Origin of the sequence: Streptomyces sp. NPDC002888 (assembly GCF_042888465.1) — a bacterium.
In the GTDB taxonomy this organism is placed as follows: domain Bacteria; phylum Actinomycetota; class Actinomycetes; order Streptomycetales; family Streptomycetaceae; genus Streptomyces.
The window spans coordinates 44127-67854 of record NZ_JBIAPU010000024.1 but is presented as its reverse complement, the minus strand read 5'-3'; the positions used below and the strand labels follow the sequence as shown (position 1 = coordinate 67854).

Genomic DNA, 23728 nt, shown 5'->3' with positions numbered 1-23728 from the left:
AAGATCCTTGCCGTGACGGAACCGTTGCCGTTCCATCGGAAGTCCCGCACAGCGAGCGCATATCGTGTGTTGCCGTTCCCGGTGGTCGTGAGGCCGGCATGAACTCGGCGTGAGATCATCCTGAGTTCCGTCGGCGGCCCACGGCCCCGGCGCCAAGTCGGTTCACCCCAGGGGGAGTCAGATCATGCGCTACATACGCCCGTCGTCCACCGCTCGTCGAGGGAGGAACGCGCGCCGCAGCACCTCCCCCGTGCTGACCGCCCTCGCCCTCGCGTCGGCGCTCGCGCTCACCGCCACCGCCTGCGAGTCGGGCGACGACGCGAGCGCGGACGGCCAGGCCTCCGCCTCCGCCGCCGCGGGCGCCGGTGACGGGAAGATCAAGATCCCGGACGACATCAAGGACCAGCTCAAAGAGCACGGGATCGACCTCGACAAGTGGAAGAACGGCGCCTGGAAGAACTGGGACAAGGACGACTGGCTGCGCGAGGCCAAGGACTACGTCAACCCGATCATCGAGGGTCTGTGGGACCCGGACCGCATGCGTGAGGCCGAGGACCCGGACAAGGGTGTCGACGACAGCGACATCTCCGGCGACCAGGGCGTGACCGACCCGGAGCCGGCGCCGGTCCAGGCCAAGGCCGTACCGGCCAAGTACCACGCCAACACCCCCGAGGCGGGCAAGGTGTTCTTCGACTCCCCCGAGGGCACGATGGTGTGCTCGGCGACGGTCGTGCAGGACCCGGCGCACCCCGGCAAGTCCAACCTCGTGTGGACGGCGGGCCACTGTGTGCACGCGGGCAAGAAGGGCGGCTGGTACCGCAACATCGCCTTCGTCCCGTCGTACAACGACTCGGCGAAGACCACCGCGCAGCTGAAGAACGCCACGCAGGAGGAGGTCGCTCCCTACGGCGTCTGGTGGGGTGACTGGACGCGGACCTCTGACCAGTGGATCGCGCAGGGTGGCCAGACGGGCGGCGACGGCGCCTCGTACGACTACGCCGTCATCCATGTGACGCCGGAGAAGGGTGGCAACGGCAAGTCGCTGGAGGAGACGGTCGGTTCGGCGCTGCCGGTGGACTTCAAGGCCCCGGCGGTGGCGAAGGTGAAGAGCATCACGGCGACCGGTTACCCGGCGGCTCCGCCGTACGACGGCGAGACGATGTTCCAGTGCCAGGACAAGCCGGGCCGGCTGTCGCTCACCGCGTCCGACCCGACGATGTATCGCATCGGCTGCTCGATGACCGGCGGTTCGTCGGGCGGTGGCTGGGTCGCCACGGGCTCGGACGGAAAGCCTGCGCTGGTGTCCAACACCTCCATCGGCCCGGTGGACGCGGGTTGGCTCGCGGGCCCGCGGCTGGGTGACGTGGCCAAGGGCGTGTACGACTCGGTCAGCGACAAGTTCGCCAAGCAGTGATCCGGCGGCGGTGGGGCGGCTGACGGGAACCCGTGTCTCACGGGAACCTTCACCGCCCCATCGCCGTTCGTCCCGAATTCGCCGGGCATAGTGGGGTGTTGCTTCCGGCGGTCTCCGCACGGAGGCGTCATCTCCACCTGACAAGCACATGACATTCACGCGTTTCAACGGGGGAATTCGCACCATGCGCTCCATACGTACGCCCGTCGCGCACCGGCGCGGCCGGCGGCACAGCCTCCTGGTCGCCGGCGGCCTCGTCGCGGCCCTGGCGCTCACCGCCACCGCCTGTGGTGGCGGGGACGAGGACAAGGCGGCCGGCAAGCCCGGCGCCACCACCTCCCAGGCCGCCGACGGCAAGGTCAAGGTCCCGGCCGACATCGCGGGCAAGCTCAAGGAGCACGGCATCGATGTCGACCAGTGGGCGAACGGCGGCTGGAAGGACTGGGACAAGGACAAGTGGCTCAGTGAGGCCAAGGACTTCGTCAACCCGGTGATCGAGGGGCTGTGGAAGCCCGACCGGATGAAGTCCGCGAAGGAGGCCGACAAGACGGTCTCGACGAAGGACGCGGCGGCCGGCCAGGGTGTCAGCGACCCGGAGCCGGAGCCCGTGAAGGCCGCGGCGGAGAAGACGCCGTACCACGAGTACGCGGCCCCCGTCGGCAAGGTCTTCTTCGACTCGCCCGAGGGTGCGATGGTCTGCTCCGGCACGGTCATCAAGGACGCGAACCACCCGGGCAGGTCCAACCTCGTCTGGACGGCCGGCCACTGTGTGCACGCCGGTGGCGAGGGCGGCTGGTACCGCAACCTCGTGTTCGTCCCGGCCTACAACGACCTCGGCAAGTCCGAGGCCCAGCTGGGCAAGGCCACCGCCTCGCAGATCTCTCCCTACGGCAACTGGTGGGCCGACTGGGCCTCGACCTCGAACGAGTGGATCCAGGGCGGCTCGGAGACGGGCGGCGCGGGTGCCGCGTACGACTACGCCGTGCTGCACGTGAAGCCGGAGCAGGGGTCCAAGTCGTTGGAGGAGACGCTCGGCGGGGCGCTGGACGTGGACTTCTCGGCCCCGTCCGCGGCCGAGGTCACCAAGATGGGCGCCTGGGGCTACCCGGCGGCTCCGCCGTACAACGGCCTGAAGATGTTCAAGTGCATCGACCAGCCGGGCCGGCTGTCGCTGAGCACGAGCCTGCCGACCATGTACCGCATCGGCTGCACCATGACCGGCGGTTCCTCCGGCGGCGGCTGGTTCCGGGTGGTGGACGGCAAGACCAAGCTGGTCTCCAACACCTCCATCGGCCCGACGGACAACACCTGGCTGGCGGGCCCGCAGCTGGGCCCGGAGGCCGAGGCGCTCTACGAGAACATGAGCAAGAAGTACGGCGGTCAGTGACCCCCACCCGCTGACACGCACACCACGCACACGCTGAAGGCCCGCCCCCTCTGCTGTCGCAGGGAGGGCGGGCCTTCACATCATGTGGCGTCCGTCCGAGATCAGACGGCCGACGCCGGGACGTACGGCGCGAGATCCGCCGCCAGTTCCTCGTGCACCCGCGCCTTGAGCAGCGTGCCCTCCGCGGTGTGCTCGGCGGAGATCACCTCGCCCTCGTCGTGGGCACGGGCGACCAGCTTGCCGTGCGTGTACGGCACGAGCGCCTCGATCTCGACCGACGGCCTGGGCAGCTCATTGTCGATGAGCGCCAGCAGCTCGTCGATGCCGAGGCCGGTGCGGGCCGAGACAGCGATGGCGCGCTTCTCGATCCGCAGCAGCCGCTGAAGCATCAGCGGGTCGGCCGCGTCCGCCTTGTTGATCACGACGATCTCGGTTACGTCGGTGGCGCCGACGTCCCTGATCACCTCGCGCACGGCGGCCAGCTGCTCGTCCGGGTTCGGGTGCGAGCCGTCCACCACGTGCAGGATCAGGTCGGACTCGCCGACCTCCTCCATGGTGGAGCGGAACGCCTCGACCAGGTGGTGCGGCAGGTGCCGGACGAAGCCGACCGTGTCGGCCAGCGTGTACAGGCGGCCGCTCGGGGTCTCGGCCCGGCGCACGGTCGGGTCGAGGGTCGCGAACAGGGCGTTCTCGACCAGCACGCCCGCGCCCGTGAGGCGGTTGAGCAGCGAGGACTTGCCGGCGTTGGTGTAGCCCGCGATGGCGACGGACGGCACCTTGTGGCGCTTGCGCTCCTGGCGCTTGATCTCGCGGCCGGTCTTCATCTCCGCGATCTCCCGGCGCATCTTCGCCATCTTCTCGCGGATCCGACGCCGGTCCGTCTCGATCTTGGTCTCACCGGGACCACGGGTGGCGAGGCCGCCGCCCTTGCCGCCGCCCATCTGCCGGGACAGCGACTGACCCCAGCCGCGCAGCCTCGGCAGCATGTACTGCATCTGCGCGAGCGCGACCTGCGCCTTGCCCTCTCGGGACTTGGCGTGCTGGGCGAAGATGTCGAGGATCAGAGCCGTACGGTCGATGACCTTGACCTTGACGACGTCTTCGAGGTGGATGAGCTGGCCGGGGCTCAGCTCACCGTCGCAGATGACGGTGTCCGCGCCCGTTTCGAGGACGATGTCGCGCAGCTCGTCGGCCTTGCCGGAGCCGATGTAGGTGGCCGCGTCGGGCTTGTCGCGGCGCTGGATCACGCCGTCGAGCACGAGCGCGCCCGCGGTCTCCGCGAGGGCGGCGAGCTCCGCGAGGGAGTTGTCCGCGTCCTGCACGGTCCCCGAGGTCCAGACGCCGACGAGCACGACCCGCTCCAGGCGGAGCTGGCGGTACTCGACCTCGGTGACGTCCTCGAGTTCGGTGGAGAGACCCGCGACGCGGCGCAGGGCCGCGCGCGCGGAGCGGTCGTACTGGTCGCCGTCCCGCTCTCCGTCGATCTCGTGGCTCCAGGCGACGTCCTCTTCCATCAGGGCATCGGCCCGAAGACCTTCGGGATAGGCGTGCGCGAAGCGCTTGGTGTCCTGGGAAGGGGAAGAAGAGGAGGTCATTGGGTCCTTACGTCGATGGGAATACCGATACCGCGGTCAGTGTGCACAACGCACGAGCACTCCGGGAGATTCCCGTGCCCCGTGCCGCGCCGACCTGACGATGGTCGCACGGGACGGGTCGTCTCGTCACTGTGTTATCCAGCGGCCGTTCCCCGCGTTGTCCAGCGGTCGTTCCCCGCGTCATTTCCCGGTCGTCTTCCGCGCCGCCACCGGCTTCCAGTCGGGGTGGCCGGGCATCGGCGGGGTCTTCTGGCCGTAGAGCCAGTCCTGGAAGAACCCGCGCAGGTCGCGCCCGGAGACGGTGGACGCCAGCGCCACGAAGTCGGCCGTGGTCGCCGTGGCGTCCCGGTGGCGGCTCACCCAGGCCCGCTCCAGCTGCTCGAAGGACTTGGAGCCGATCTTCTGGCGGAGGGCGTAGAGGACGAGGGCGGCGCCGTCGTAGACGTTCGGCCGGAAGATGCTGATCTTGTGGCCGGGGTCGGGCGCCTTGGGCGCGGCAGGTGGTCCGCCGGCCGCGCGCCAGCCGTCGGAGGCGCCGTACGCCGCCTTCATCCGCGCCTGGAGCGGCTTCTTCGCCTTCTCCTGCGCGTACAGGGCCTCGTACCAGGTGGCATGCCCCTCGTTGAGCCACAGGTCGGACCAGGTGCGCGGGCTGACGCTGTCGCCGAACCACTGGTGGGCCAGCTCGTGCACCATGACCGACTCGACGTACCAGGCGGGGTAGGCGGGCTCGGTGAACAGCCCCTTCTCGAAGAGCGAGAGGGTCTGTGTCTCCAGCTCGAAGCCGGTGGAGGCGTCGGCCATGAGCAGCCCGTACGTCTCGAAGGGATACGGCCCGACCTTGCTCTCCATCCAGGCGATCTGGTCGGGGGTCTTCTTAAGCCACGGTTCCAGCTTGGCGCGGTCCTTCGTGGGCACGACGTCCCGCACGGGCAGCGCGTGCGGGCCGGTGCGGTGCAGGACGCTGGAGCGGCCGACGGAGACCTGGGCGAGCTCGGTGGCCATGGGGTGCTGGGTGCGGTACGTCCAGGTGGTGGCCCCGCCGTCGCGGTCGACGCCGGTCGGCAGACCGCCCGCGACGGCCGTGTAGCCGTTGGGCGCGGTGACCCGGATGGTGAACATCGCCTTGTCGGAGGGGTGGTCGTTGCACGGGAACACCAGGTGGGCGGCGTCGGCCTGGTTGGCCATGGCGAGCCCGTCCGCGGTGCGCACCCAGCCGCCGTCGCGGTCCTCGGCGGACACGGGGTCACTGGTGTGGCGCACGGTGATCCGCGTCCAGCTCCCTTCCGCCAACGGCCTCGGCGGCGTCACCACCAGGTCCTCGCCCGCTCCGGCGAAGGAGGCGGCCTCCCCGTCGACCTCCACCGAGGTGACCTTGCCGTGGGCGAAGTCGAGGTTGACGCGCTCCAGCTCGGTCGTCGTCCGGGCGTCGATGGTGGTGACGGCCTGGAGCGGCTTGTCGTTGGTGCCGGGGTAGGTGAACGAGAGGTCGTACGACGCGACGTCGTATCCGGGGTTGCCGAGGTACGGGAAGAGCCGGTCGCCGACGCCCAGCGGGGCCACGGGGGCACTGGCGGCGACGAGGCAGACGGAGACGGCGGAGGCGAGGAGCGCTGCTTTCAGGTGCCTGTGGTTGCGGCGGGCCTGGCTGCGCTGGGCGCGGGGGATGAGCGGCATGCACCACCGCTACCAGCGCGCGCGTGCCTCATGGCGACGACGCGCGCCCGGCCCACCCGAACGAGTTGCGCTGGGCTACAGGTTCACGGCCGCACAGGCTCAGGGTGTCGTCGCGTGATGCTGTGCCCTGCTGACGTCGTACACGCCCGGTACGTTGCGCATGGCCCGCATGAGGGTGGGGAGGTGGGCCGCGTCGGGGAGTTGCACGGTGTAGGTGTGGCGTACGCGCTGCTGGGTCGGGGGTTCGACGGTGGCCGAGACGATCTCGGCGCCCTCCAGGGCCATGGCTTCGGTGAGGTCGGCCAGCAGGTGGGGGCGGCCGAACGATTCGGCGACCAGGGTGACCCGGCACTCGGTGGTGTCGCCCCAGCGCACGCCGACCTCCGCGCGCCCCGCGTCCTTCATGCGCGCCACCGCGGAGCACTCCACGCGGTGCACGGTCACCACTCCCCCGCGCACGGAGAAGGCGGTGACCTCGTCGGGCGGTACGGGTGTGCAGCAGCCGGCGAGCCGGACGGTCGCGCCCGGCTGGTCGACGACGACGTCCGCGGTGCCGGGTCGCGCGGCGGAGCCGTCCGGTGCCTCTGCCGTCCTGAAGGGTGTCTCGGCCGTCGCGTCGGCCGGGGCCGAGGCCCCGTCCGGGTCCGGCGCCGCCTCCTCCGCACCCGTCTCCGCCGGCGCCGGATGCGTGGCGAGCCATCGTTGGATGGCGATCCGGGCGGCGGGGGTGTGGGCGTGCTCCAGCCACTCTCTGGAGGGCTCGGAGGCAGGGTCCTGGCCCATGAGGAGCTGGACGGTGTCGCCGTCCTTCAGGACGGTGCTGAGCGTCGCCAGGCGGCCGTTGACGCGCGCGCCGATGCAGGCGTGCGCGTCCTCGCCGTACTGCGCGTAGGCGGCGTCCACGCAGGTCGCGCCCTCGGGCAACCCCAGGGTGCCGCCGTCGGGCCGGAAGACGGTGATCTCGCGGTCCTGGGCGAGGTCCTCGCGGAGGGTGGACCAGAAGGTGTCGGCGTCGGGGGCGGCCTTCTGCCAGTCGAGGAGGCGGGAGAGCCAGCCGGGGCGCGTGGGGTCGATGCGCTCGCCGTCGATCGAGGCGGTCTGCTCCTCCGAAGGGGGAGCGTAGGGATTGCCCAGCGCGACGACGCCGGCCTCGGCGACCTTGTGCATCTGGTGGGTGCGGATGAGGACCTCGGCGACCTGGCCGTCCGCATGGGCGACGGCGGTGTGCAGCGACTGGTAGAGGTTGAACTTGGGGACGGCGATGAAGTCCTTGAACTCCGAGACGACGGGCGTCATGCACGTGTGAAGCTCGCCGAGCACCGCGTAACAGTCCGCGTCCTCGTTCACCAGCACGAGGATGCGCCCGAAGTCCGCGCCGCGCAGCCGGCCGCGCTTGCGGGACACGCGGTGGACGGAGACGAAGTGGCGGGGCCGGATGAGGACTTCGGCCTGGATGTCGGCGTCGCGCAGCACCGCGCGGATCGCGTCGGCGAACTCGGCGAGCGGGTCGTCGGCGCGGGAGGTGTTCTCGGCGATCAATTCCCGCGTGTGCTGGTACTCCTCGGGGTGCAGGATCGCGAAGACGAGGTCTTCCAGTTCGGTCTTGAGCGCCTGGACGCCGAGCCGTTCGGCGAGCGGGATGAGGACGTCCCGGGTCACCTTGGCGATACGGGCCTGTTTCTCGGGGCGCATCACGCCGAGAGTGCGCATGTTGTGCAGCCGGTCGGCGAGTTTGATCGACATCACCCGGACGTCGCTGCCGGTGGCCACGAGCATCTTGCGGAAGGTCTCGGACTCGGCCGCCGCGCCGTAGTCGACCTTCTCCAACTTCGTGACGCCGTCGACGAGGTAGCGGACCTCCGCGCCGAACTGCTCACCCACCTGATCGAGCGTCACGTCGGTGTCCTCGACGGTGTCGTGGAGCAGGGACGCGGTCAAGGTGGTCGTCTCGGCGCCGAGTTCGGCGAGGATCAGGGTCACGGCGAGCGGGTGCGTGATGTACGGCTCGCCGCTCTTGCGCATCTGGCCGCGGTGCGAGGACTCGGCCAGGACGTAGGCGCGGCGCAGCGGTTCGATGTCGGCGTCCGGGTGGTGAGCGCGGTGGGCCTCGACGACATGGCCGATCGCGTCGGGCAGCCGGTCGCGGGCGGCGGAGCCGAGCAGCGCGACCCGGCCCAGGCGGCGCAGGTCGATCCTGGCGCGGGCCTTGCGTCGGGGCACGGCCGGCGTCATCGCGCCTGCTACCGGGCCTGGGCTCGCGGGATTCGTGGCCTCCGCACTCATGGGCACCTCCGGCTGCGTGGACCGGCGGACGGGGTGCCCCATGGCGGACACGGCTCAGGGGATGGCAACGAGTCCCCCGTCCGGGCCGGTGCTTGATGCTACCGAGCCCATCACGTGCGACTGACCGCCTCTCGTCGAGCGTGAAACGGATCACCCAATCGAGCGACGGTTTTGATGTTTACGCTTTTGCGCCACGCGACTTGGGATCTGACGTCATGTCGAACCCGCGTCCGGGCCCCGGAGGTCACCTTGTGAACCGCCAGGGCACCGGAACCTGGGATCCCAAGCCGCCCACTCGGTCAACGAACCGACGTTTCCAGCCACTCGAGGTCGATCTCGCCCTCGGCGACAATCACCGCGGGGCCGGTCATCTCGATCTCGCCGTCGGGCCGCTCGGTGATCACCAGGCGTCCGCCGGGGACGTCCACGGTGTACGTCGCCGGAGCCCCCGTGGCGGCCGGGTCGACGCCGTCCCTGCGGGCGGCGGCCACCGCGACGGCGCACGCGCCCGTGCCGCACGAGCGGGTCTCACCGGCGCCGCGCTCGTGCACGCGCATCGCGACGTGGGCGGGGCCGCGATCGACGACGAACTCGACGTTCACCCCGTCCGGGTAGGCCGAGGCGGGGCTGAACGGGGGCGGGGTGAACAGGTTGCCGGCGTGGTCGAGGGCGTCGACGAAGGCCACGGCGTGCGGGTTGCCCATGTTCACGTTCCGCGCGGGCCAGCTGCGCTCGCCGACGCTCACCGTGACGTCGCCTTCGAGGAGACGTGCCCTGCCCATGCCGACGGTGACGTCACCCGCGGCGGAGCCGCTGATGGATGGAGTCTTGGCGAGGTGCACGCTCTTCACGCCTCCGCGTGTGGCGACCGCGATGTCCCCTTCGGTCACATGTCCGGCGCGCTGGAGGTAGCGTGCGAAGACGCGCACGCCGTTGCCGCACATCTCCGCGATCGAACCGTCGCCGTTGCGGTAGTCCATGAACCACTCCGCCTCGGCCGCCATCTCCCTGGCCTCGGGGTGCGCGGCTGACCGCACGACGTGCAGCAGTCCGTCACCGCCGATGCCCGCGCGGCGGTCGCACAGGGCGGCGACGGCGGCCGGGGGCAGGTCGACGGTGTTGTCGGGGTCCGGGACGATCACGAAGTCGTTCTCGGTGCCGTGCCCCTTGAGGAAGGCGATCCGCGTGCTCATTCCTCGATCGTACGGGGTGGGTACGACAGGGACGTCAGCGCAGCCTGGCCACGCGCCACACGGCCAGGACGACGATCGCGGCGACCATGACGACGTATCCCAGCACGACCCGCCAGTCCGGGCGGCGCCCGGAGCCCCGCTGGGGCAGCCCGGGCCACGTGTAACCAACGCGACGCGCGGCCATCATGCCCCAGCCGGCCGCACAGGAGCTGATCAGCAGCCCGAGCATGGCGATCACGGCGCCGCTGTCGCCGAAGTCGAAGGCCAGCGGGAACGCGAACATCAGGGAGCCGATCGCGGCCAGGGCCACGATGGGCGCGAGCTGCCAGATCCGCAGCCGACGCTGCGGGCGCAGCTCGACCTCGACCTCGGGGCCGCTCGCGAACATCTCCTCGGGTTCGGGACCGTCGGCGGTCACACCGCCCTGGGTGTCGTCCGGCCCGTCGGGGCTCAGACGCTCCTCCTCCGGCTCCGCTTCACCACTCCTGGTGGTGACGGGCTCGGTGTCCTGTGCGGTGTCGCGAGGGCCGGCCTCCATCGCCACGCGCCCTCCCAACTCGGACTCCACTTGGTCGATCGAAGCTCGATGATGGCACGGCACCGGAGGCACGAATGGCGGCCTGCGCGTCCCGATGCCATGACGTGATCAGGCTGTGACCGGTCGTTCGACCAATGCCAGAGCGAGGTGAGGAAGTTCCGTGAGATCCGACGCCGCCCCACTCAACCAGTGCACCCGCGGATCGCGCCTGAACCACGAATCCTGGCGGCGCGCGAAGCGCTTGGTCGCACGGACGGTCTCGGCGCGCGCGTCGTCGTCCGTGCACTCCCCCGCGAGCGCGGAGAGCACCTGCTGGTAGCCGAGCGCGCGCGAGGCCGTACGCCCCTCGCGCAGCCCGTGCGCCGTCAGGGAGCGCACCTCCTCCACCAGCCCGGCCTCCCACATGCGGTCGACCCGGCGCGCGATGCGCTCGTCGAGTTCGGGGCGGGCGACGTCGACGCCGATCTGCAGGGTGTCGTAGACGGAGTCGTGTCCCGGGAGGTTGGCCGTGAAGGGCTTGCCGGTGATCTCGATCACTTCGAGGGCGCGGACGATCCGCCGGCCGTTGCTGGGCAGGATCGCCTGCGCGGCCTCGGGGTCGGCGGCGGCCAGGCGGGCGTGCAGCGCGCCGGAGCCGCGCAGCGTGAGCTCCTCCTCCAGCCGGGCCCGGACCTCCGGGTCGGTGCCGGGGAACTCGAGGTTGTCGACGGCGCCGCGGACGTACAGCCCGGAGCCACCGACGAGGATCGGCCAGCGCCCCTCGGCGAGCAGTGCGTCGATCCGCTTCCGGGCGAGGCGCTGGTACTCGGCGACGGACGCCGTGACGGTCACGTCCCAGATGTCCAGGAGGTGGTGCGGGACGCCGCCGCGCTCCTCGGGCGTCAGCTTGGCGGTGCCGATGTCCATCCCTCGGTAGAGCTGCATGGAGTCGGCGTTGACGACCTCGCCGCCGAGTTGCCGGGCCAGGAAGACGCCCAGATCGGACTTTCCGGCCGCGGTGGGGCCGACGACGGCGATGACACGGGGGGCGGGGGGTGCACTGCTCACCGCACCAGTCTCCCAAACGTCACGCACTGCCTCGAACGAGTTACGTGACGGCACGGGTGCGGCGTCGTTGCCCGTTGCGAGGTTTCCCGCCGCCGTTTCGCAGGGGCGGCGACCCGGGCGGCGCATTCGGACGCTCCCTCAGGCTCTCGGCTTCGCTCGAGCAGGGGGTCCCATGGCCAAGCGGGATTTCGTCCGCACAAGTAGCATATGGAGTTGATATGGGCGTTTTTGCGCGACTTTTCCGTAGGTCGAAGGCCACGGAGGAGGCGTCGACCGAGGAGGCGCAGACCGCTGAGGCGCAGGCCGACGCTACGGCGGCCGAGCCCACGGAGGAGAAGGCCGCAGCCGACGAGCAGTCGGCTGCGGAGGCGGAGGAGGCGACTGAGGCGAAGGGGGCGGCTGAGGCGAAGGGGGCGGCTGAGGCCGACTCCGAGTCCGAGTCCGAGGACGCTGCGGAAGAGGCCACCGAGGCCGCGGCGGCCACCGCTTCCGACAGCGTCGAGATCCCCAAGCAACAGTCGGCCGGCGAGGCGGCCGACAGCGAGGCCGACGAGAGCGCCCGCACCTGACGGTCCCCGCGTGGGAAGGTGAGCCATGGGTCTGTTGAACAACCTGAAGGCCAAGCTCGGCCCGACCAAGGGCAAGGTCTCCGACCTCGCGCAACGGCACGAGGGCAGGATCCACCACGGCCTCGACAAGGCCGCGAAGGTCGTCGACGAGAAGACCAAGCACAAGTACAGCGGCAAGATCCAGACCGGCACCGGCAAGGCCAAGGGCGCCATGGACCGGGTCGCGCACAAGGACGGTGACACGTCGAGGGGCGGCCCCACCACACCACCCGGCTCACCACCGCCGACATCCTGAACAACAACACCCCCGACCGGCGGACGGCCGCGCCCCCAGAGGCACGCGGCCGTCCGCCGTTTCGGGGCCGGGGGGCGAAGGGGGCGACCGCCGCTTCACGCGTAACCGCTGCCTTGCCACCCACGGGGCACGACAGGGCAGACCCCGCTTCACCGACGCCGGCACGACAGGCCCCGTTTCGACGGCCGTACGACAGGACAGCCGCCGGAGCACCTACGACCAGGCCGCCACCACATACCCCACGCCGTACGGCGCGTCTTCGTACAGGAGCGTGCCGGAGAGCCCGGCGCCCTCCGCCGCGCCCGCGAGCACCTGCCAGGCGGCGCGCCCCGACGCCTTCAGTTCCTGGGCCAGTTCGGCGTCCAGTGCCGCGACGGCAGCGACATCGGCAGCTCCCAGCGCCCGCGCGACCTCCGCGTCGAAGGGGGCCGCCCGTTCGTCGAGGTAGCCCGGTGCCTTCAGCGTTCGGCAGGCGCTGGCGTCACCCATCACCAGCAGGGCCACCCGCCCGGCCTGCGCGCCGATCTCCCTGCCGACCTCGGCGCACCGCTCGGGCGCGAGGGGTTCGCCGACCCCGAGCCCCTCGATGGGGGCATCGGACCAGCCGGTCCGCTCGATGAGCCACGCGGCCACGGCGAGCGAGAGCGGCAGCTCGCGCCCGGGTTCGCCGCCCGCGTCACGGCCCAGCCGTACGTCGAGGTCCACGCCGAAGCCCCGGAACGAGCCCCGCGTGCCCTCCGGGTGTGGGCCCCGGCCGCTCTCCTCGGCGGGGCCGACGACGACGAGCCGGTCGGGCCGGGCGGCGGCGAGCACCCCGAGTGCGTCCGTGCAGGCCGCACGCGCGGCGTCCAGCTCGGGTGCGGCCCCTGTGGCGACCTCGGGCACGAGAAGGGGCGGACAGGGGCAGACTGCGGCGGCGACAAGCATGATCGGCAGGGTAACCCCGTACGGGAGCCAGAAGGCAACCGAACGGAAGCCGACCCCGGCGTCGTGACGTCGACACTCCCCGCCACGACCGCCACCGCCGACCGCATCAGTAGCCCAGCATGGGCCCTCGACGCCAACCGCAGCAGCAACAGTCGGCCTCAGCCCTGCCGGCTACTGCGGCGGACAACCCCCTGCCGGCACCGTGCCGTGTCAGTCGCAGCCGCAGCCGCCGGCGCCGGCCGTGGCGACCGGCAGTGGCTCGGGCGCGCCGATCTTGGGCAGGCCGAGCATGACACCGGCCGACTGGGCGGCCTGCGCTGCTTTCTCGACGTTCCGCTTCTCCCACGCGTCCCCCGCACGCGTACGGCGCACGTCGAGGACGGTGCCCTCGGCGAGGAGGTGGTGCGGGGCGGCGTACGTGATGTCGACGGTCACCACGTCGCCGGGGCGCACCTCCTGCTCCGGCTTGGTGAAGTGGACCAGGCGGTTGTCGGGGGCGCGGCCGGAGAGGCGGTGGGTGGCGCCGTCCTTGCGGCCCTCGCCCTCGGCGACCATCAGCTCCAGGGTGCGGCCGACCTGCTTCTTGTTCTCCTCCCAGGAGATCTCCTCCTGGAGGGCGACGAGACGCTCGTAGCGCGCCTGGACGACCGCCTTGGGGATCTGGTTCTCCATGGTGGCGGCCGGGGTGCCGGGCCGCTTGGAGTACTGGAAGGTGAAGGCCTGCGCGAACCGCGCCTCGCGCACGACGTGCAGCGTCTGCTCGAAGTCCTCCTCGGTCTCGCCGGGGAAGCCCACGATGATGTCGGTGGTGATCGCGGCGTGCGGGATGGCGGCGCGGACCTTCTCGATGATTCCGAGGTACCGCTCCTGGCGGTAGGAGCGGCGCATCGCCTTCAGGACGGCGTCCGAGCCCGACTGCAGGGGCATGTGCAACTGCGGCATGACGTTCGGGGTCTGAGCCATCGCCGCGATCACGTCGTCCGTGAAGTCGCGCGGGTGCGGCGAGGTGAACCGGACGCGCTCCAGGCCCGCGACGTTCCCGCAGGCGCGCAGCAGCTTGCTGAACGCCTCGCGGTCGCCGATGTCGGAGCCGTAGGCGTTGACGTTCTGCCCGAGCAGCGTGATCTCGGAGACGCCCTCGGCGACCAGCGCCTCGATCTCGGCGAGGATGTCGCCGGTGCGGCGGTCCTTCTCCTTGCCGCGCAGCGCCGGGACGATGCAGAAGGTGCAGGTGTTGTTGCAGCCGACGGAGATGGAGACCCAGGCCGCGTAAGCGCTCTCGCGCCGCGTCGGCAGCGTCGAGGGGAACGCCTCCAACGACTCGGCGATCTCGACCTGCGCCTCCTCCTGCACCCGGGCGCGCTCCAGCAGGACCGGCAGCTTGCCGATGTTGTGCGTGCCGAAGACGACGTCCACCCAGGGCGCCTTCTTCACGATGGTGTCCTGGTCCTTCTGCGCGAGACAGCCGCCGACGGCGATCTGCATGCCGGGCCGCGAGGCCTTCTTCGGCGCGAGGCGGCCCAGGTTGCCGTACAGCCGGTTGTCGGCGTTCTCGCGCACGGCGCAGGTGTTGAAGACGACGACGTCCGCGTCCCCGTCCGCCCCCTCGGGCGCGCGCACGTACCCGGCCTCTTCGAGCAGCCCGGACAATCGCTCGGAGTCGTGGACGTTCATCTGGCACCCGTAGGTGCGCACTTCGTACGTCTTGGTTCCCTGAACGTCCACCACGAGACTCCGGTCGCTGCTGCTGGTCATTCCTCAAGAGTAGGCGGTCCCGAGGGGGCCCCCGTCTCGGCGTTCGGGGCTCCCCTGTCGCCTTATGTCACCGACCTGTCACAGTCGGACACGGCGGCGCCAACTCTTCCACGGCATCCCGGGTCGAACCGGGCGTCGGTGACAAACGGGGTAAGCCTTCGGTGCCCAGGTCCGGCTCGTCGACACCGACGACGAGTGACGGAGCCGTCAGGTCTCCATCACGGCATCACAGTCGGGGCAGACCACGGCTGCGTGTTCCGCGGGGTACCAGGGCCCACCGGGATGCTCGGAAGGCTTCCAGTGGGCCGTCTCCATGGCGAAGGTGTCCCGGCCGCAGAGGGTCCGCGGCCCCGTCGCGGTGGGCTCCCCCGGAGCGGTGGGGGCGGCGTGCACCCTGCGGACGCGCCGCTCCGCACCGCTGGATGTTCCCGGTGCGGAGCGCGCGGCCACCGGCTTGTCGAGCTCGTAGACGACGATCTCGCTCATGTCTCCACCGTAGGCGATGCCGTCCGCACGTCTTCTACGCGGATTCCTGGAGGACGGAGAGCACGTTGCCGGCGGGATCGGTGAACCACGCGATCAGCGGGCCACCGCCGCGGAAGATGCCCTTGTCGTCGGCCTTGAGGTGGTCGTAGTGCTCGAAGCTCACGCCCCTCCTGCTCAGCTCGTCGACCGCCGCCTCGATGTCGTCGACGGGGAAGTTGAGAATCGTGAACGTCGCCGGGGTGTGGTCGGGCTTGGGGTAGACCAGGATGTTCCGGTCCCCCGCGATGTGCAGGGTCAGCAGACCGTTCTCCTCGGACACCCGCAGCCCTAGCGTCTCGCCGTAGAACTTCCTGGCCGCGTCGATGTCGTCCACCGAGAAGCCGCTGAACGCCTTCGTCGTACCGAACATGATCGCCTCCGGGCGTGGTTCCTTGTCAGTTACTCGTCCGCGACGCGTACGACCGCCAGCGTGATGTTGTCGGGGCCGCCCGCCTCGATGGCGGCTTTCCACAGTTCGTAGGCGGCCCGGCCGTCGTCGTGCTCGCTCAGCACCTCGGCGAGCACGTCCGTCGTCACCGGGTCGGTCAGACCGTCGGTGCAGACGAGGTAGCGGTCGCCGGGCGCCAGGGGCGCGGCCGTCACATGGGGGCTGATGGTGTGCTCGCCGGGCGTACCGCCCAGGCACTGGGTGACGAGGGAGGTGGTGCGTCGCCCGGGCTCGAGCGGAGGGCTGTCGTCGACGCTCACCTGGCGCAGCCCGTCGCGCGAGACCGCGAAGACCTTGCTGTCACCCACGTTGAACACCAGCAGCGAGCCGGGCCGTATGACGACTCCGGCGACCGTCGTCCCCATGACGGCGAGCTCGCTTCCTTCGCCGCCGGCGGCCTCGTACACGGCGCTGTTGCAGGCGTTCAGGGCGCCGCGGACGGCGTCCTCGCTGTTCAGCGCGGGACCGATCGATGCGATCCCGCGGGCCACCAGGGCGCTGGCCACGTCGCCGTGGGGATGCCCGCCGAGCCCGTCGGCGACGGCGACGACGAGGGGCGTGCCGAGCGGGAAGACCAGGGCCTGCGGATTCTCCGTCACCGTGGCGCACAGCGTCCACGGTCCGACGACCAGACTGTCCTCGTTGCGCATGCGGAGCAGCCCGGGGTGACTCAGCGCGCTCACAGCGACGTACGGCATCGAGCGCCACCGCCTTCCGGGACGCCGCAGCGGGCCGGGGTCGGGCTCCGGTCACTGCTGCCGGTCATGACTCCAGCGTAGGCGGTGTCGGGGTACGGAACCCGATGGGCGGCGTCCGGAAGCCGATGTCACCAGCGCCCCCGTTCGTAGCGGAACGGCGTGAGGGACTCGGGACGCCGGCCGGTGCGGACGTACTCGGCGAGTCTGTGGCCGGTGACGGGGCCAAGGGTGACGCCGAGCATGCCGTGGCCGGTGGCCGCGAAGGCGTTGGTGTGGCCCGGGACGCGGTCGATGACCGGGAGTCCGTCGGGCAGGAACGGCCGCCCGCCGACCCATGGGTCGCGGATCAGGCCGACGAGGTCGTCGGGGTCGTCGAACCAACGGCCCAGATAGTGCCGGCTGGCGAGGGCGACGGCGACGACGCGGCGCCAGTCGAGGCGGTTGTTGTTGCCGCTCAGCTCCATCGTGCCGCCGATGCGCGTGGTGGCGCCGAGCGGGGAGGCGACGGCTCTGCGCTCGCCGAAGTAGAGCGTGTGGCGGGGCGCGGGATCGAGGTCCACCGAGAAGCTGTAGCCCTTGCCGGCCTGGAGCGGCAGCGGATGGCCCAGCCCGCCCAGCAGGCGTGAGGAGCGGGTGCCGGCAGCGACGACGACCGCCGCGCAGGGAAGGTCGCCCTGGGTGGTGCGCAGCGCGGTGACGCGCTCCCCGGCGGTGCGGAACCCGAGGGCCTCCGCGTTCTCACGGACCTTCACCCCCGCCGCGGTGAGCGCGTCACCGAGGCCGCGGGCGAACGCCTCGGGGTCGACCACGCCCTCCCCCTCGACGAGGTAGGCCGCGCGGACCCGGGGGGACAGCGCGTCGTCCAGCAGCCGGGCCTCGTCGCCGACCACGACGTCGTCGGGCAACGGGTAGCGGCCGTCCGCCATCTGCCTCTGGAGGGCGAGGTGGTGGCGTGCCTCGGCCGGGGACAGGAAGGCGTGGACCATGCCGGGGCGGGTCAGGGTCGTGTCCACGCCTGCCTCGCGCAGGCCGTCGAAGAGGTCGAAGGTGTCGTGGTTCAGCTCGGCGATCGCCGCGTAGCCGCGTCGGAAGGCGGCCGGTGTGCTGCTGCGCCAGAACCGCCACAGCCACCGTACGAACGCCGGATCGGGCAGGGGCCGTAGATACAGGGGGGAGTCCGGCCGCCCCAGTGAGCGCAGGGCGTAGCGCACGACGCCCGGGGCCGGGACCGGCGTCGAGTGGCTGAGGCAGATCCAGCCCGCGTTGCCCCGGGACGCCCCGGAGGCCAGGCCGCGCCGTTCGACGACCTCCACCGGGAGGCCCGCCGCGGCCAGGTAGTACGCCGTGCACAGGCCCACTACGCCGCCCCCGACCACGACGACCGGCCCCTCGCCGCCGAGCGCGGCGGTCATGACGCCGACCCGTAGGCGGCGAGGAACTCCCGGGTGCGGGCCTGGGCGGGGTGGTCGAGGACGTCGCGCGGCGCGCCCTCCTCCACGATCCGTCCGCCGTCCACGAAGACGACGTGGTCGGACACCTCGCGGGCGAAGGGCAGTTCGTGGGTGACCAGCAACATGGTCATGCCGTCCGCGGCGAGTTCCCGCATCACGCTCAGGACCTCCCGGGTGGCCTCGGGGTCCAGGGAGGAGGTGGGCTCGTCGAAGAGCAGCACCTCGGGCCTGAGCGCGAGCGCCCGGGCGATGGCGACGCGCTGCTGTTCCCCTCCGGAGAGCTGGTCGGGCCGGGCGAGGCCGCGGTGGGCCACACCGACCCGGCGCAGCAGCGCGACGGCCGCCTCCAGCGCCTCCCGCTCGGGGACGCCGGCCTTGCGCTGGGCCAGGACGACGTTCTCGACGGCGGTGAGGTGCGGGAACAGGTGAAAGCGCTGGAAGACCATGCCGACGGTGCGGCGCAGCCGGGGCAGGTCGCGGCAGACGGTCCGGCCGCCGCTGTGCACCACTTCGCCGGCCACCTCGACCGTGCCCCGGTCGGGGCGTTCCAGCAGGTTGACGCAGCGCATCAGGGTCGTCTTGCCGCCGCCGCTCTGTCCGATGACGCTCACGATGCGGCCGCGGCCGACCTCCAGGCTCACGTCGTCGAGCACCAGCCTGCCGTCGAAGGACTTGCTCAGCCCCTCGATGCGTACGACGGCGTCGGCGGTGGGCGCGGGTGCGAGGGTCTCCGCGGTGGTGGCGTGCTCCGTCATACCGCCGCCTCCTTCCGGTTCTCGGTGTCGGTCCTCACGTCGGCCGCGAGGAGTTCCCGGGCCGTCCGCATCCGCCGCCGTCGCCACGGGGACAGCGGGACGCCCGCCCGTACCTTCCTCTCCAGGAGCAGCAGGAGCTGGGAGAGCGGGTAGCACAGCGCGAAGTAGAGGGCGGAGATGACCAGGTACACCTCCAGCGCCCGGAAGGTCGCCGAGGTGATGAGCCGCCCTTCGGACATCAGCTCGGCGGCGGAGACGGTGACGAGCAGGGAGGTCGACTTCAGCAGGTCGACCAGCATGGTGTTGGTGCCGGGCAGGGCCTGACGGACGGCCTGTGGCAGGACGACATGGCCGAAGATGCCGGCCCGGCCCAGGCCCAGCGCCTGACCGGCCTCCGTCTGTCCGGCGTGCACGCCGCTGATCGCGGAGCGGAAGATCTCGGACAGGTAGGCGGCGTAGAAGACGACGAGGCTGAGGCACCCGGCGGTGAACACGTCCAGCCGGAGACCGGCGGAGGCCAGGCCGAAGTAGGTCAGGAAGATGATGGCCAGGAGCGGGACGTTCTTGAACACCTCGGTGTAGACGGCGGCGACGGCACGCGCTGGCCAGGCCCGGCTCAGTCTGAGCAGCGCCACGGCCAGGCCGAGCAGCACCGCGCCGACGAAGCTGACGAGCGTGTAGGAGACGGTACGCCCGAGGGCATCGAGCAGGTCGGGGCGGTAGTCGGACCAGGGGACCTGGAAGAGACCGGACGACGTGGAGATGTTGGACATGTCATCCCCTCACTGACCGAGCTGACCGAGCTGGCCGAGGGACGGCGGCGTCCAGTCCTGGGGCCGGTCCACGCCGCGGCGCGCGGTGGCCACGTCGGCGGCCGGCTTGAGGAACTGCTGGGGGTCGCCGCCGTACTTCTCGACGAGCCTGGCCATCTCGCCGTTCTTGTACATGGCGTCGATCTGCGCGGAGATCGCCTTCTCCAGCTCGGTGGCGGTCTTGGGGAGGTAGAAGCCGGTCTGGTACGGCTGGAAGTACTGGTAGGCGGGCTTGGCCTTCACCTCCGCGGCACTCGGCGGTGTCAGGTACTCCGTACTGATCTTCAGCTCCGGCCGCTGCTTCTGGGCCGCGATGATGATCAGCGGGTCGAGGAAGCCGATGTCGACGCGGCCCGCGCCGAGGTCGTCGAACACCCCGGTGGCGTCCGGGTAGGCGTGCAGCTTGGCGCCGGGCACGGACTGGATCGACTTGACCCAGACGTAGCCCTCGACCGTGCCCAGGTCGAGGCCCTTGAGGTCGTCGACCGTCTTGTACGTCTTGCCGCTCCGTACGGCCATCGCCGGGGGCGAGTAGTAGGGCGGGTCGGTGAACAGCCCCTGCTTCTGCCGGTCGGCGCTCCAGGCGACACCGCCGATGGTGATGTCCGCCCGGCGGGACTGCACTCCGGCGAGCATGCCGGCGAAGTCGGTGACCTGGGGCTTGATGGCGAGGCCGAGCTTCTCGGCGACGTAGGTGAGGATGTCGCCGTCCAGGCCGACGATCTTGCCGCCCTGGACGCTGGTGTAGGGGGCGTACGGCTGTACGGCCACCTTGATGACGCCGGGGGTGAGGGTGCCCAGTGCCGCGGTCTTCGCGGACACGTTCTTCGGGGCGTCGTCACCGCCGCCGGAACCGCAGGCGGCGACCGACGCGAGGAGCACGGTCGCGAACAAACAACACACGAGGGAACGCACACGGATCATCGGCTTGGGCCTTCCGTCCTGGTGCCTGAAGGAACCCGCCGTTCACCTCGCTGTGCCCCCGGCGGGGATGTGATGGGGCCACACGCTAGGGACCCGCCCGCCGGAGCGTCACCGGTCACTTCGTACGAAGTTGAGGCGGAAACCGCCTTGTCGCCTGTACGGTGCGTCCAGCCCCGGCCCGTAACGCCGGTTCCCCGAGCTTCCCTTCGGGAGGATCCCGTGCTGAGCCCGTCCCTCGCACAGGAGATCGCCGCGGACACCTCCGCCGTGATCGGCTTCAACGTGCTGATCACGGACGGGGACGGCACGGTCATCGGCAGCGGCGACAGCAGCCGCGTCGGCACCTTCCACGAGGCGTCCGTCGAGGTCATCCGCACCAAGGAACCCGCCACGCACAGTGCGTCCCAGGCCCAGCTGCTGCGGGGCGTGCGCCCCGGGGTCACCCTGCCGCTGATCACCGACGGGCAGGCGGTGGGCACCGTCGGGATCACCGGCACGCCCGCCCAGGTGCGCCGCTTCGGGCTGCTGGTCAAGCGCCAGACGGAGATCCTGCTGCGGGAGTCCGTGATGCTGCGCTCCCGCCTGCTCGCCGAGCGCGCCGCCGAGAAACTGCTCGCCGACATAGCCTCGTACGACCCGCAGGTCGTCGAGAGCGACTTCCTCGTGTTCCGGGCCGCCGAACTCGGCTTCGACCTGCGCCTGCGACGGGTCGCGGTGGCATTCGAGGTGACCGTGCCGCAAGGGGCCGCACGACGTCCGGGCGCCCCCGCCCGGGACATGGCGCTGATCCGGTCGGAGCTGATCCGCACGGTCCGTGAGGTCTTCGCCGACCCCCAGGACGTCGTCGCCGGTACGGCCCCCGGCTGGATCGGCGTGCTGCACCGGCTCCCGGCGAGGCGCTCCCCGGCTTCCCCGGGCGCCGGCGCTTCCCTGGGTGCCCCCGCCTCCCTGGTCGCCGACTGCCGGCGGATCACCGACGTCATCGCGGCCCAGGACGGTCTCACAGCCCGCGCGGGCATCGGCGAGCCGGGCACGTCCGTGCGCGGCCTGCACGACTCCTACCAGGACGCCTGCGACGCGCTCCGCCTGGGCGGCCGGCTACCCGGCCGCTCCCCCGTCCACCTGATCTCCGACCTGCGCGTCCACCAGGTCCTGGCGGCGGTGAGCCACTCGGCCCGCAATCGCCTGCTCGACCTCACCACCGCCGAGCTGCGCGCCCAGCCGGACTGGCCGGCGCTCCGCGACACGATCACCGCCTGGTGCGAGAGCGGCTTCAACCTCGTACGCGCCTCCACGGCGTTGCACATCCACCGCAACACCGTCGTCTACCGGATGAACAAGATCGAGCAGCTCACGGGGCGGCCCCTGCGCGACCATCGGGCGACGATGGCGCTGTATCTCGCGTGTCTGGCGGACAGTGGGGCACCGATCGCGCCGGGGGACGACGGCGCCGGACCGTGAGGCTCATGGATCGACGAGGCCCGCCCGGATCGCGTACCGCGTCAGTTCCAGGCGGTCGCGCATGCCGAGTTTCTGGAGGAGGTTGGCGCGGTGGCGTTCGACCGTCTTGGCGCTGATGTGGAGGAGGCCGCCGATCTCCCTGGACGTGTGGCCCTCGGCGACGAGCTTGAGGATCTCCTCCTCGCGCTCGGTGATGGCGCGCTCGGGCAGGCCGTCACCGCGGTGGAGGCGGTCGAGGTAGGAGCGGACGAGGGTGCGTTCCGCGCCCGGGTAGACGAAGGGCTCGTCGCGTACGGCCGCGCGGCACGCCTCGACCAGGTCGCGGTCGGCGACGGACTTCAGGACGTAGCCGCTGGCGCCGGCCTTGAGGGCCTCGAAGAAGTACTGCTCGTTGTCGTACATCGTGAGGATCAGGATCCGCAGGCCGGGCAGCCGTCGGGAGAGCTCCCGGGCCGCCTGGAGGCCGGTCGTGCGGGGCATGGCGATGTCCAGGACGGCCAGGTCGATGTCCCCGGCCCGGGCCCGTTCGACCGCTTCCGCACCGTCACCGGCCTCCGCGACGACCGTCAGGTCCGGTTCACCGTCGAGGATCAGGCGCACTCCTCGGCGTACGAGGGTGTGGTCGTCGGCGAGCAGGACGCGTATCGGGGGGCCGGGGGTCACGGTCGGCCGCCGGTGGGTGTGCGCGGGGGGATGTCCGGGGCCGTGCGCGGTATGCGCGGGCGAACGACTGTGCCCGGGCTCGGTATGCGGGGACATTCGGCCGTGCCCGGGCTCATCGCCCACCTCCGGAAGGTATGTGCAGGCGTACGTCCGTGCCCCGTCCCGGTGCTGGTTCCAGGGTGAGGGTCGCGCCGATCAGGAGGGCGCGTTCGCGCATGCCGGTGAGGCCGGCGCCGTCGGTCGCGCCGTCGAGGCCCCTGCCGTTGTCGCGGACGAGGAGTTCGACGCCGTCCGGGGTCGGCCCGAGCCGGAGTTCGGCACGGTCGGCGGCGGCGTGCCGGGCCGTGTTGGTGAGGCCTTCCTGGGCCACGCGGTAGACCACCAGTTCCGTCTCCCCGGTCAGCGCGGGCAGTTCCCCCGCGAGGTCGTGGCGCACCGTCAGCCCGTGCGCGGAGAACTCCGCGGCGAGAGAGCGCAGCGCGCTGAGCAGGCCGAGTTCCTCCAGCACCCCGGGGCGCAGCCGACGGGCGATGCGGCGGATCTCGTCGAGGCCGGAGCGGGTGGCTTCCTGTGCCTGGGTCACCTCGTCGCGGAGGTTCTCGGGCGCCCGGTCGGCCACACGCTTGAGCTGGAGGAGGACCGCGGTGAGGGTCTGGCCCACCTCGTCGTGCAACTCCCGGGCGATGCGCCGGCGTTCGCGTTCCTGGGCGGACAGCGCTCGGGCGGCACTGGCGGCGCGCTCCGTCTCGAGCCGGTCCAGCATCGCGTTGTACGTCGTGATCAGCTCGGCCGTCTCCACCGGACCGGCGACCACGGGACGCGTCCCCGGGCGCAGCAGATCGGCCGTGGCCATGGCGCGGCCCAGCCGCCCGAGCGGAGCCAGTCCGACGCGGAGCACGACCGCGTTGACGACCAGCAGCGCGGCGAGGCCCACGACGACGACCAGCACCTCGCCCGGCAGCACCGGCGTCGAGACGGTGACCGGACCGAGGAGCAGGGCCGCGGCCACGACCAGGCCGACCGCGTTGAGGGAGAAGATCCGCCAGAACAGCGACACGTGTCCGGCCCCTCCCTTCTCCACCTTCGCCGATCTCGTCCATGGCACCGCCGTGACCAGCCTCTCCGCCGTTCGCCGACCGTGTCCATCCGTAACGACACCCATGTCGTCACCGTACGGGGGGATGGCAGCATGGCGACTCGGGGCACCCGAGGAACGACGCGTCGGACGGACCACCGGTCGGTCGGACGGCGCGTCAGACGAACGACGAGTCGGACGAACGACGCGTCAGATGGACGACCAGCAAGGGGAAG

Annotated in this window: 22 protein-coding genes; 5 read left to right on the top strand and 17 right to left on the bottom strand. The window is 71.3% G+C overall.

Going from position 1 to position 23728, the window contains the following annotated elements; genetic code table 11:
- Positions 1–184 precede the first annotated feature (184 nt).
- A complete protein-coding gene (locus ACFYWX_RS33210; RefSeq protein ID WP_389428503.1) occupies positions 185–1414 on the top strand; it encodes a trypsin-like serine peptidase in 1230 nt (409 codons plus the stop codon).
- 184 nt (positions 1415–1598) lie between these two features.
- A complete protein-coding gene (locus tag ACFYWX_RS33205) occupies positions 1599–2801 on the top strand; it encodes a trypsin-like serine peptidase (protein WP_389428501.1) in 1203 nt (400 codons plus the stop codon).
- Between the two features lie 101 nt (positions 2802–2902).
- Here ACFYWX_RS33205 and hflX read toward each other — a convergent pair whose 3' ends face one another.
- From hflX to miaA, 6 genes are all read right to left on the bottom strand, one after another.
- Positions 2903–4396 carry a GTPase HflX gene (hflX, locus tag ACFYWX_RS33200; protein WP_389428499.1) on the bottom strand — a complete coding sequence of 498 codons (1494 nt, stop codon included), beginning with the start codon at positions 4394–4396 and terminating at the stop codon, positions 2903–2905.
- Between the two features lie 180 nt (positions 4397–4576).
- The gene (locus ACFYWX_RS33195) at positions 4577–6073 is read right to left on the bottom strand and encodes a M1 family metallopeptidase (RefSeq protein WP_389428497.1); all 1497 of its coding nucleotides are present in this window, start codon (positions 6071–6073) and stop codon (positions 4577–4579) included.
- Positions 6074–6172: 99 nt separating this feature from the next.
- On the bottom strand, positions 6173–8356 hold the full coding sequence (locus ACFYWX_RS33190) for a RelA/SpoT family protein (RefSeq protein WP_389428495.1): 2184 nt from the start codon (positions 8354–8356) through the stop codon (positions 6173–6175).
- A gap of 299 nt (positions 8357–8655) precedes the next feature.
- Positions 8656–9549, bottom strand: a complete 894-nt coding sequence (gene dapF, locus ACFYWX_RS33185) for a diaminopimelate epimerase (protein WP_389428493.1) — start codon at positions 9547–9549, stop codon at positions 8656–8658.
- Positions 9550–9583: 34 nt separating this feature from the next.
- Positions 9584–10087, bottom strand: coding sequence for a hypothetical protein (locus ACFYWX_RS33180; protein ID WP_389428613.1), 504 nt, complete (start codon positions 10085–10087; stop codon positions 9584–9586).
- Positions 10088–10195: 108 nt separating this feature from the next.
- A complete protein-coding gene (gene miaA / locus ACFYWX_RS33175) occupies positions 10196–11134 on the bottom strand; it encodes a tRNA (adenosine(37)-N6)-dimethylallyltransferase MiaA (RefSeq protein ID WP_389428491.1) in 939 nt (312 codons plus the stop codon).
- 218 nt (positions 11135–11352) lie between these two features.
- On the opposite strand from miaA, the gene ACFYWX_RS33170 reads away from it, so the two are divergent.
- Positions 11353–11703, top strand: a complete 351-nt coding sequence (locus ACFYWX_RS33170; protein WP_389428489.1) for a hypothetical protein — start codon at positions 11353–11355, stop codon at positions 11701–11703.
- A 25-nt stretch (positions 11704–11728) separates the two neighbouring features.
- Entirely contained in the window at positions 11729–11998 is a 270-nt protein-coding gene (locus tag ACFYWX_RS33165; protein ID WP_389428487.1) for an antitoxin, read from the top strand.
- Between the two features lie 213 nt (positions 11999–12211).
- Here the strand turns inward: ACFYWX_RS33165 and ACFYWX_RS33160 are convergent, their stop codons facing one another.
- The 9 genes from ACFYWX_RS33160 to ACFYWX_RS33120 form a co-directional block, all read right to left on the bottom strand.
- On the bottom strand, positions 12212–12925 hold the full coding sequence (locus ACFYWX_RS33160; RefSeq protein ID WP_389428485.1) for a class III extradiol dioxygenase subunit B-like domain-containing protein: 714 nt from the start codon (positions 12923–12925) through the stop codon (positions 12212–12214).
- Positions 12926–13135: 210 nt separating this feature from the next.
- A complete protein-coding gene (miaB, locus tag ACFYWX_RS33155; RefSeq protein WP_389428483.1) occupies positions 13136–14680 on the bottom strand; it encodes a tRNA (N6-isopentenyl adenosine(37)-C2)-methylthiotransferase MiaB in 1545 nt (514 codons plus the stop codon).
- Positions 14681–14887: 207 nt separating this feature from the next.
- On the bottom strand, positions 14888–15166 hold the full coding sequence (locus ACFYWX_RS33150; RefSeq protein WP_389428481.1) for a hypothetical protein: 279 nt from the start codon (positions 15164–15166) through the stop codon (positions 14888–14890).
- 34 nt (positions 15167–15200) lie between these two features.
- Positions 15201–15575, bottom strand: coding sequence for a VOC family protein (locus ACFYWX_RS33145; protein WP_389428479.1), 375 nt, complete (start codon positions 15573–15575; stop codon positions 15201–15203).
- Positions 15576–15604: 29 nt separating this feature from the next.
- Positions 15605–16351, bottom strand: a complete 747-nt coding sequence (locus tag ACFYWX_RS33140) for a PP2C family protein-serine/threonine phosphatase (RefSeq protein WP_389428477.1) — start codon at positions 16349–16351, stop codon at positions 15605–15607.
- A gap of 128 nt (positions 16352–16479) precedes the next feature.
- Positions 16480–17763, bottom strand: a complete 1284-nt coding sequence (locus ACFYWX_RS33135) for an NAD(P)/FAD-dependent oxidoreductase (RefSeq protein WP_389428475.1) — start codon at positions 17761–17763, stop codon at positions 16480–16482.
- On the bottom strand, positions 17760–18557 hold the full coding sequence (locus ACFYWX_RS33130) for an amino acid ABC transporter ATP-binding protein (protein WP_389428473.1): 798 nt from the start codon (positions 18555–18557) through the stop codon (positions 17760–17762). The genes ACFYWX_RS33135 and ACFYWX_RS33130 overlap by 4 nt, the downstream gene beginning before the upstream one ends.
- Entirely contained in the window at positions 18554–19330 is a 777-nt protein-coding gene (locus ACFYWX_RS33125) for an amino acid ABC transporter permease (protein WP_389428471.1), read from the bottom strand. The genes ACFYWX_RS33130 and ACFYWX_RS33125 overlap by 4 nt, the downstream gene beginning before the upstream one ends.
- Positions 19331–19339: 9 nt before the next feature.
- Positions 19340–20272 (bottom strand): substrate-binding periplasmic protein, encoded by a 933-nt coding sequence (locus ACFYWX_RS33120; RefSeq protein WP_389428612.1) that lies wholly within the window; start codon positions 20270–20272, stop codon positions 19340–19342.
- A gap of 240 nt (positions 20273–20512) precedes the next feature.
- Here ACFYWX_RS33120 and ACFYWX_RS33115 point away from each other — a divergent pair, with 240 nt between their 5' ends.
- Positions 20513–21754: a CdaR family transcriptional regulator gene (locus ACFYWX_RS33115; protein ID WP_389428469.1), complete on the top strand. Its 1242-nt coding sequence runs from the start codon at positions 20513–20515 to the stop codon at positions 21752–21754.
- Between the two features lie 3 nt (positions 21755–21757).
- On the opposite strand, the gene ACFYWX_RS33110 is transcribed toward ACFYWX_RS33115, so the two are convergent.
- Together ACFYWX_RS33110 and ACFYWX_RS33105 are read right to left on the bottom strand one after the other, a co-directional pair.
- Positions 21758–22417 carry a response regulator gene (locus ACFYWX_RS33110; RefSeq protein ID WP_389428468.1) on the bottom strand — a complete coding sequence of 220 codons (660 nt, stop codon included), beginning with the start codon at positions 22415–22417 and terminating at the stop codon, positions 21758–21760.
- 112 nt (positions 22418–22529) lie between these two features.
- Positions 22530–23474 (bottom strand): sensor histidine kinase, encoded by a 945-nt coding sequence (locus ACFYWX_RS33105; RefSeq protein ID WP_389428466.1) that lies wholly within the window; start codon positions 23472–23474, stop codon positions 22530–22532.
- Between the last annotated feature and the right edge of the window lie 254 nt (positions 23475–23728).

What these genes read in the sequence shown, in the direction of transcription:
- ACFYWX_RS33160 (WP_389428485.1), bottom strand. Translation starts at nt 12,925, where the DNA reads ATGCTTGTCGCCGCCGCAGTCTGCCCCTGTCCGCCCCTTCTCGTGCCC.
- ACFYWX_RS33150 (WP_389428481.1), bottom strand. Translation starts at nt 15,166, where the DNA reads ATGAGCGAGATCGTCGTCTACGAGCTCGACAAGCCGGTGGCCGCGCGC.
- ACFYWX_RS33140 (WP_389428477.1), bottom strand. Translation starts at nt 16,351, where the DNA reads ATGCCGTACGTCGCTGTGAGCGCGCTGAGTCACCCCGGGCTGCTCCGC.
- ACFYWX_RS33125 (WP_389428471.1), bottom strand. Translation starts at nt 19,330, where the DNA reads ATGTCCAACATCTCCACGTCGTCCGGTCTCTTCCAGGTCCCCTGGTCC.
- ACFYWX_RS33135 (WP_389428475.1), bottom strand. Translation starts at nt 17,763, where the DNA reads ATGACCGCCGCGCTCGGCGGCGAGGGGCCGGTCGTCGTGGTCGGGGGC.
- ACFYWX_RS33205 (WP_389428501.1), top strand. Translation starts at nt 1,599, where the DNA reads ATGCGCTCCATACGTACGCCCGTCGCGCACCGGCGCGGCCGGCGGCAC.
- ACFYWX_RS33195 (WP_389428497.1), bottom strand. Translation starts at nt 6,073, where the DNA reads ATGCCGCTCATCCCCCGCGCCCAGCGCAGCCAGGCCCGCCGCAACCAC.
- ACFYWX_RS33170 (WP_389428489.1), top strand. Translation starts at nt 11,353, where the DNA reads ATGGGCGTTTTTGCGCGACTTTTCCGTAGGTCGAAGGCCACGGAGGAG.
- ACFYWX_RS33130 (WP_389428473.1), bottom strand. Translation starts at nt 18,557, where the DNA reads ATGACGGAGCACGCCACCACCGCGGAGACCCTCGCACCCGCGCCCACC.
- ACFYWX_RS33145 (WP_389428479.1), bottom strand. Translation starts at nt 15,575, where the DNA reads ATGTTCGGTACGACGAAGGCGTTCAGCGGCTTCTCGGTGGACGACATC.
- dapF (WP_389428493.1), bottom strand. Translation starts at nt 9,549, where the DNA reads ATGAGCACGCGGATCGCCTTCCTCAAGGGGCACGGCACCGAGAACGAC.
- miaB (WP_389428483.1), bottom strand. Translation starts at nt 14,680, where the DNA reads ATGACCAGCAGCAGCGACCGGAGTCTCGTGGTGGACGTTCAGGGAACC.
- ACFYWX_RS33180 (WP_389428613.1), bottom strand. Translation starts at nt 10,087, where the DNA reads ATGGAGGCCGGCCCTCGCGACACCGCACAGGACACCGAGCCCGTCACC.
- ACFYWX_RS33190 (WP_389428495.1), bottom strand. Translation starts at nt 8,356, where the DNA reads ATGAGTGCGGAGGCCACGAATCCCGCGAGCCCAGGCCCGGTAGCAGGC.
- hflX (WP_389428499.1), bottom strand. Translation starts at nt 4,396, where the DNA reads ATGACCTCCTCTTCTTCCCCTTCCCAGGACACCAAGCGCTTCGCGCAC.
- ACFYWX_RS33165 (WP_389428487.1), top strand. Translation starts at nt 11,729, where the DNA reads ATGGGTCTGTTGAACAACCTGAAGGCCAAGCTCGGCCCGACCAAGGGC.
- ACFYWX_RS33210 (WP_389428503.1), top strand. Translation starts at nt 185, where the DNA reads ATGCGCTACATACGCCCGTCGTCCACCGCTCGTCGAGGGAGGAACGCG.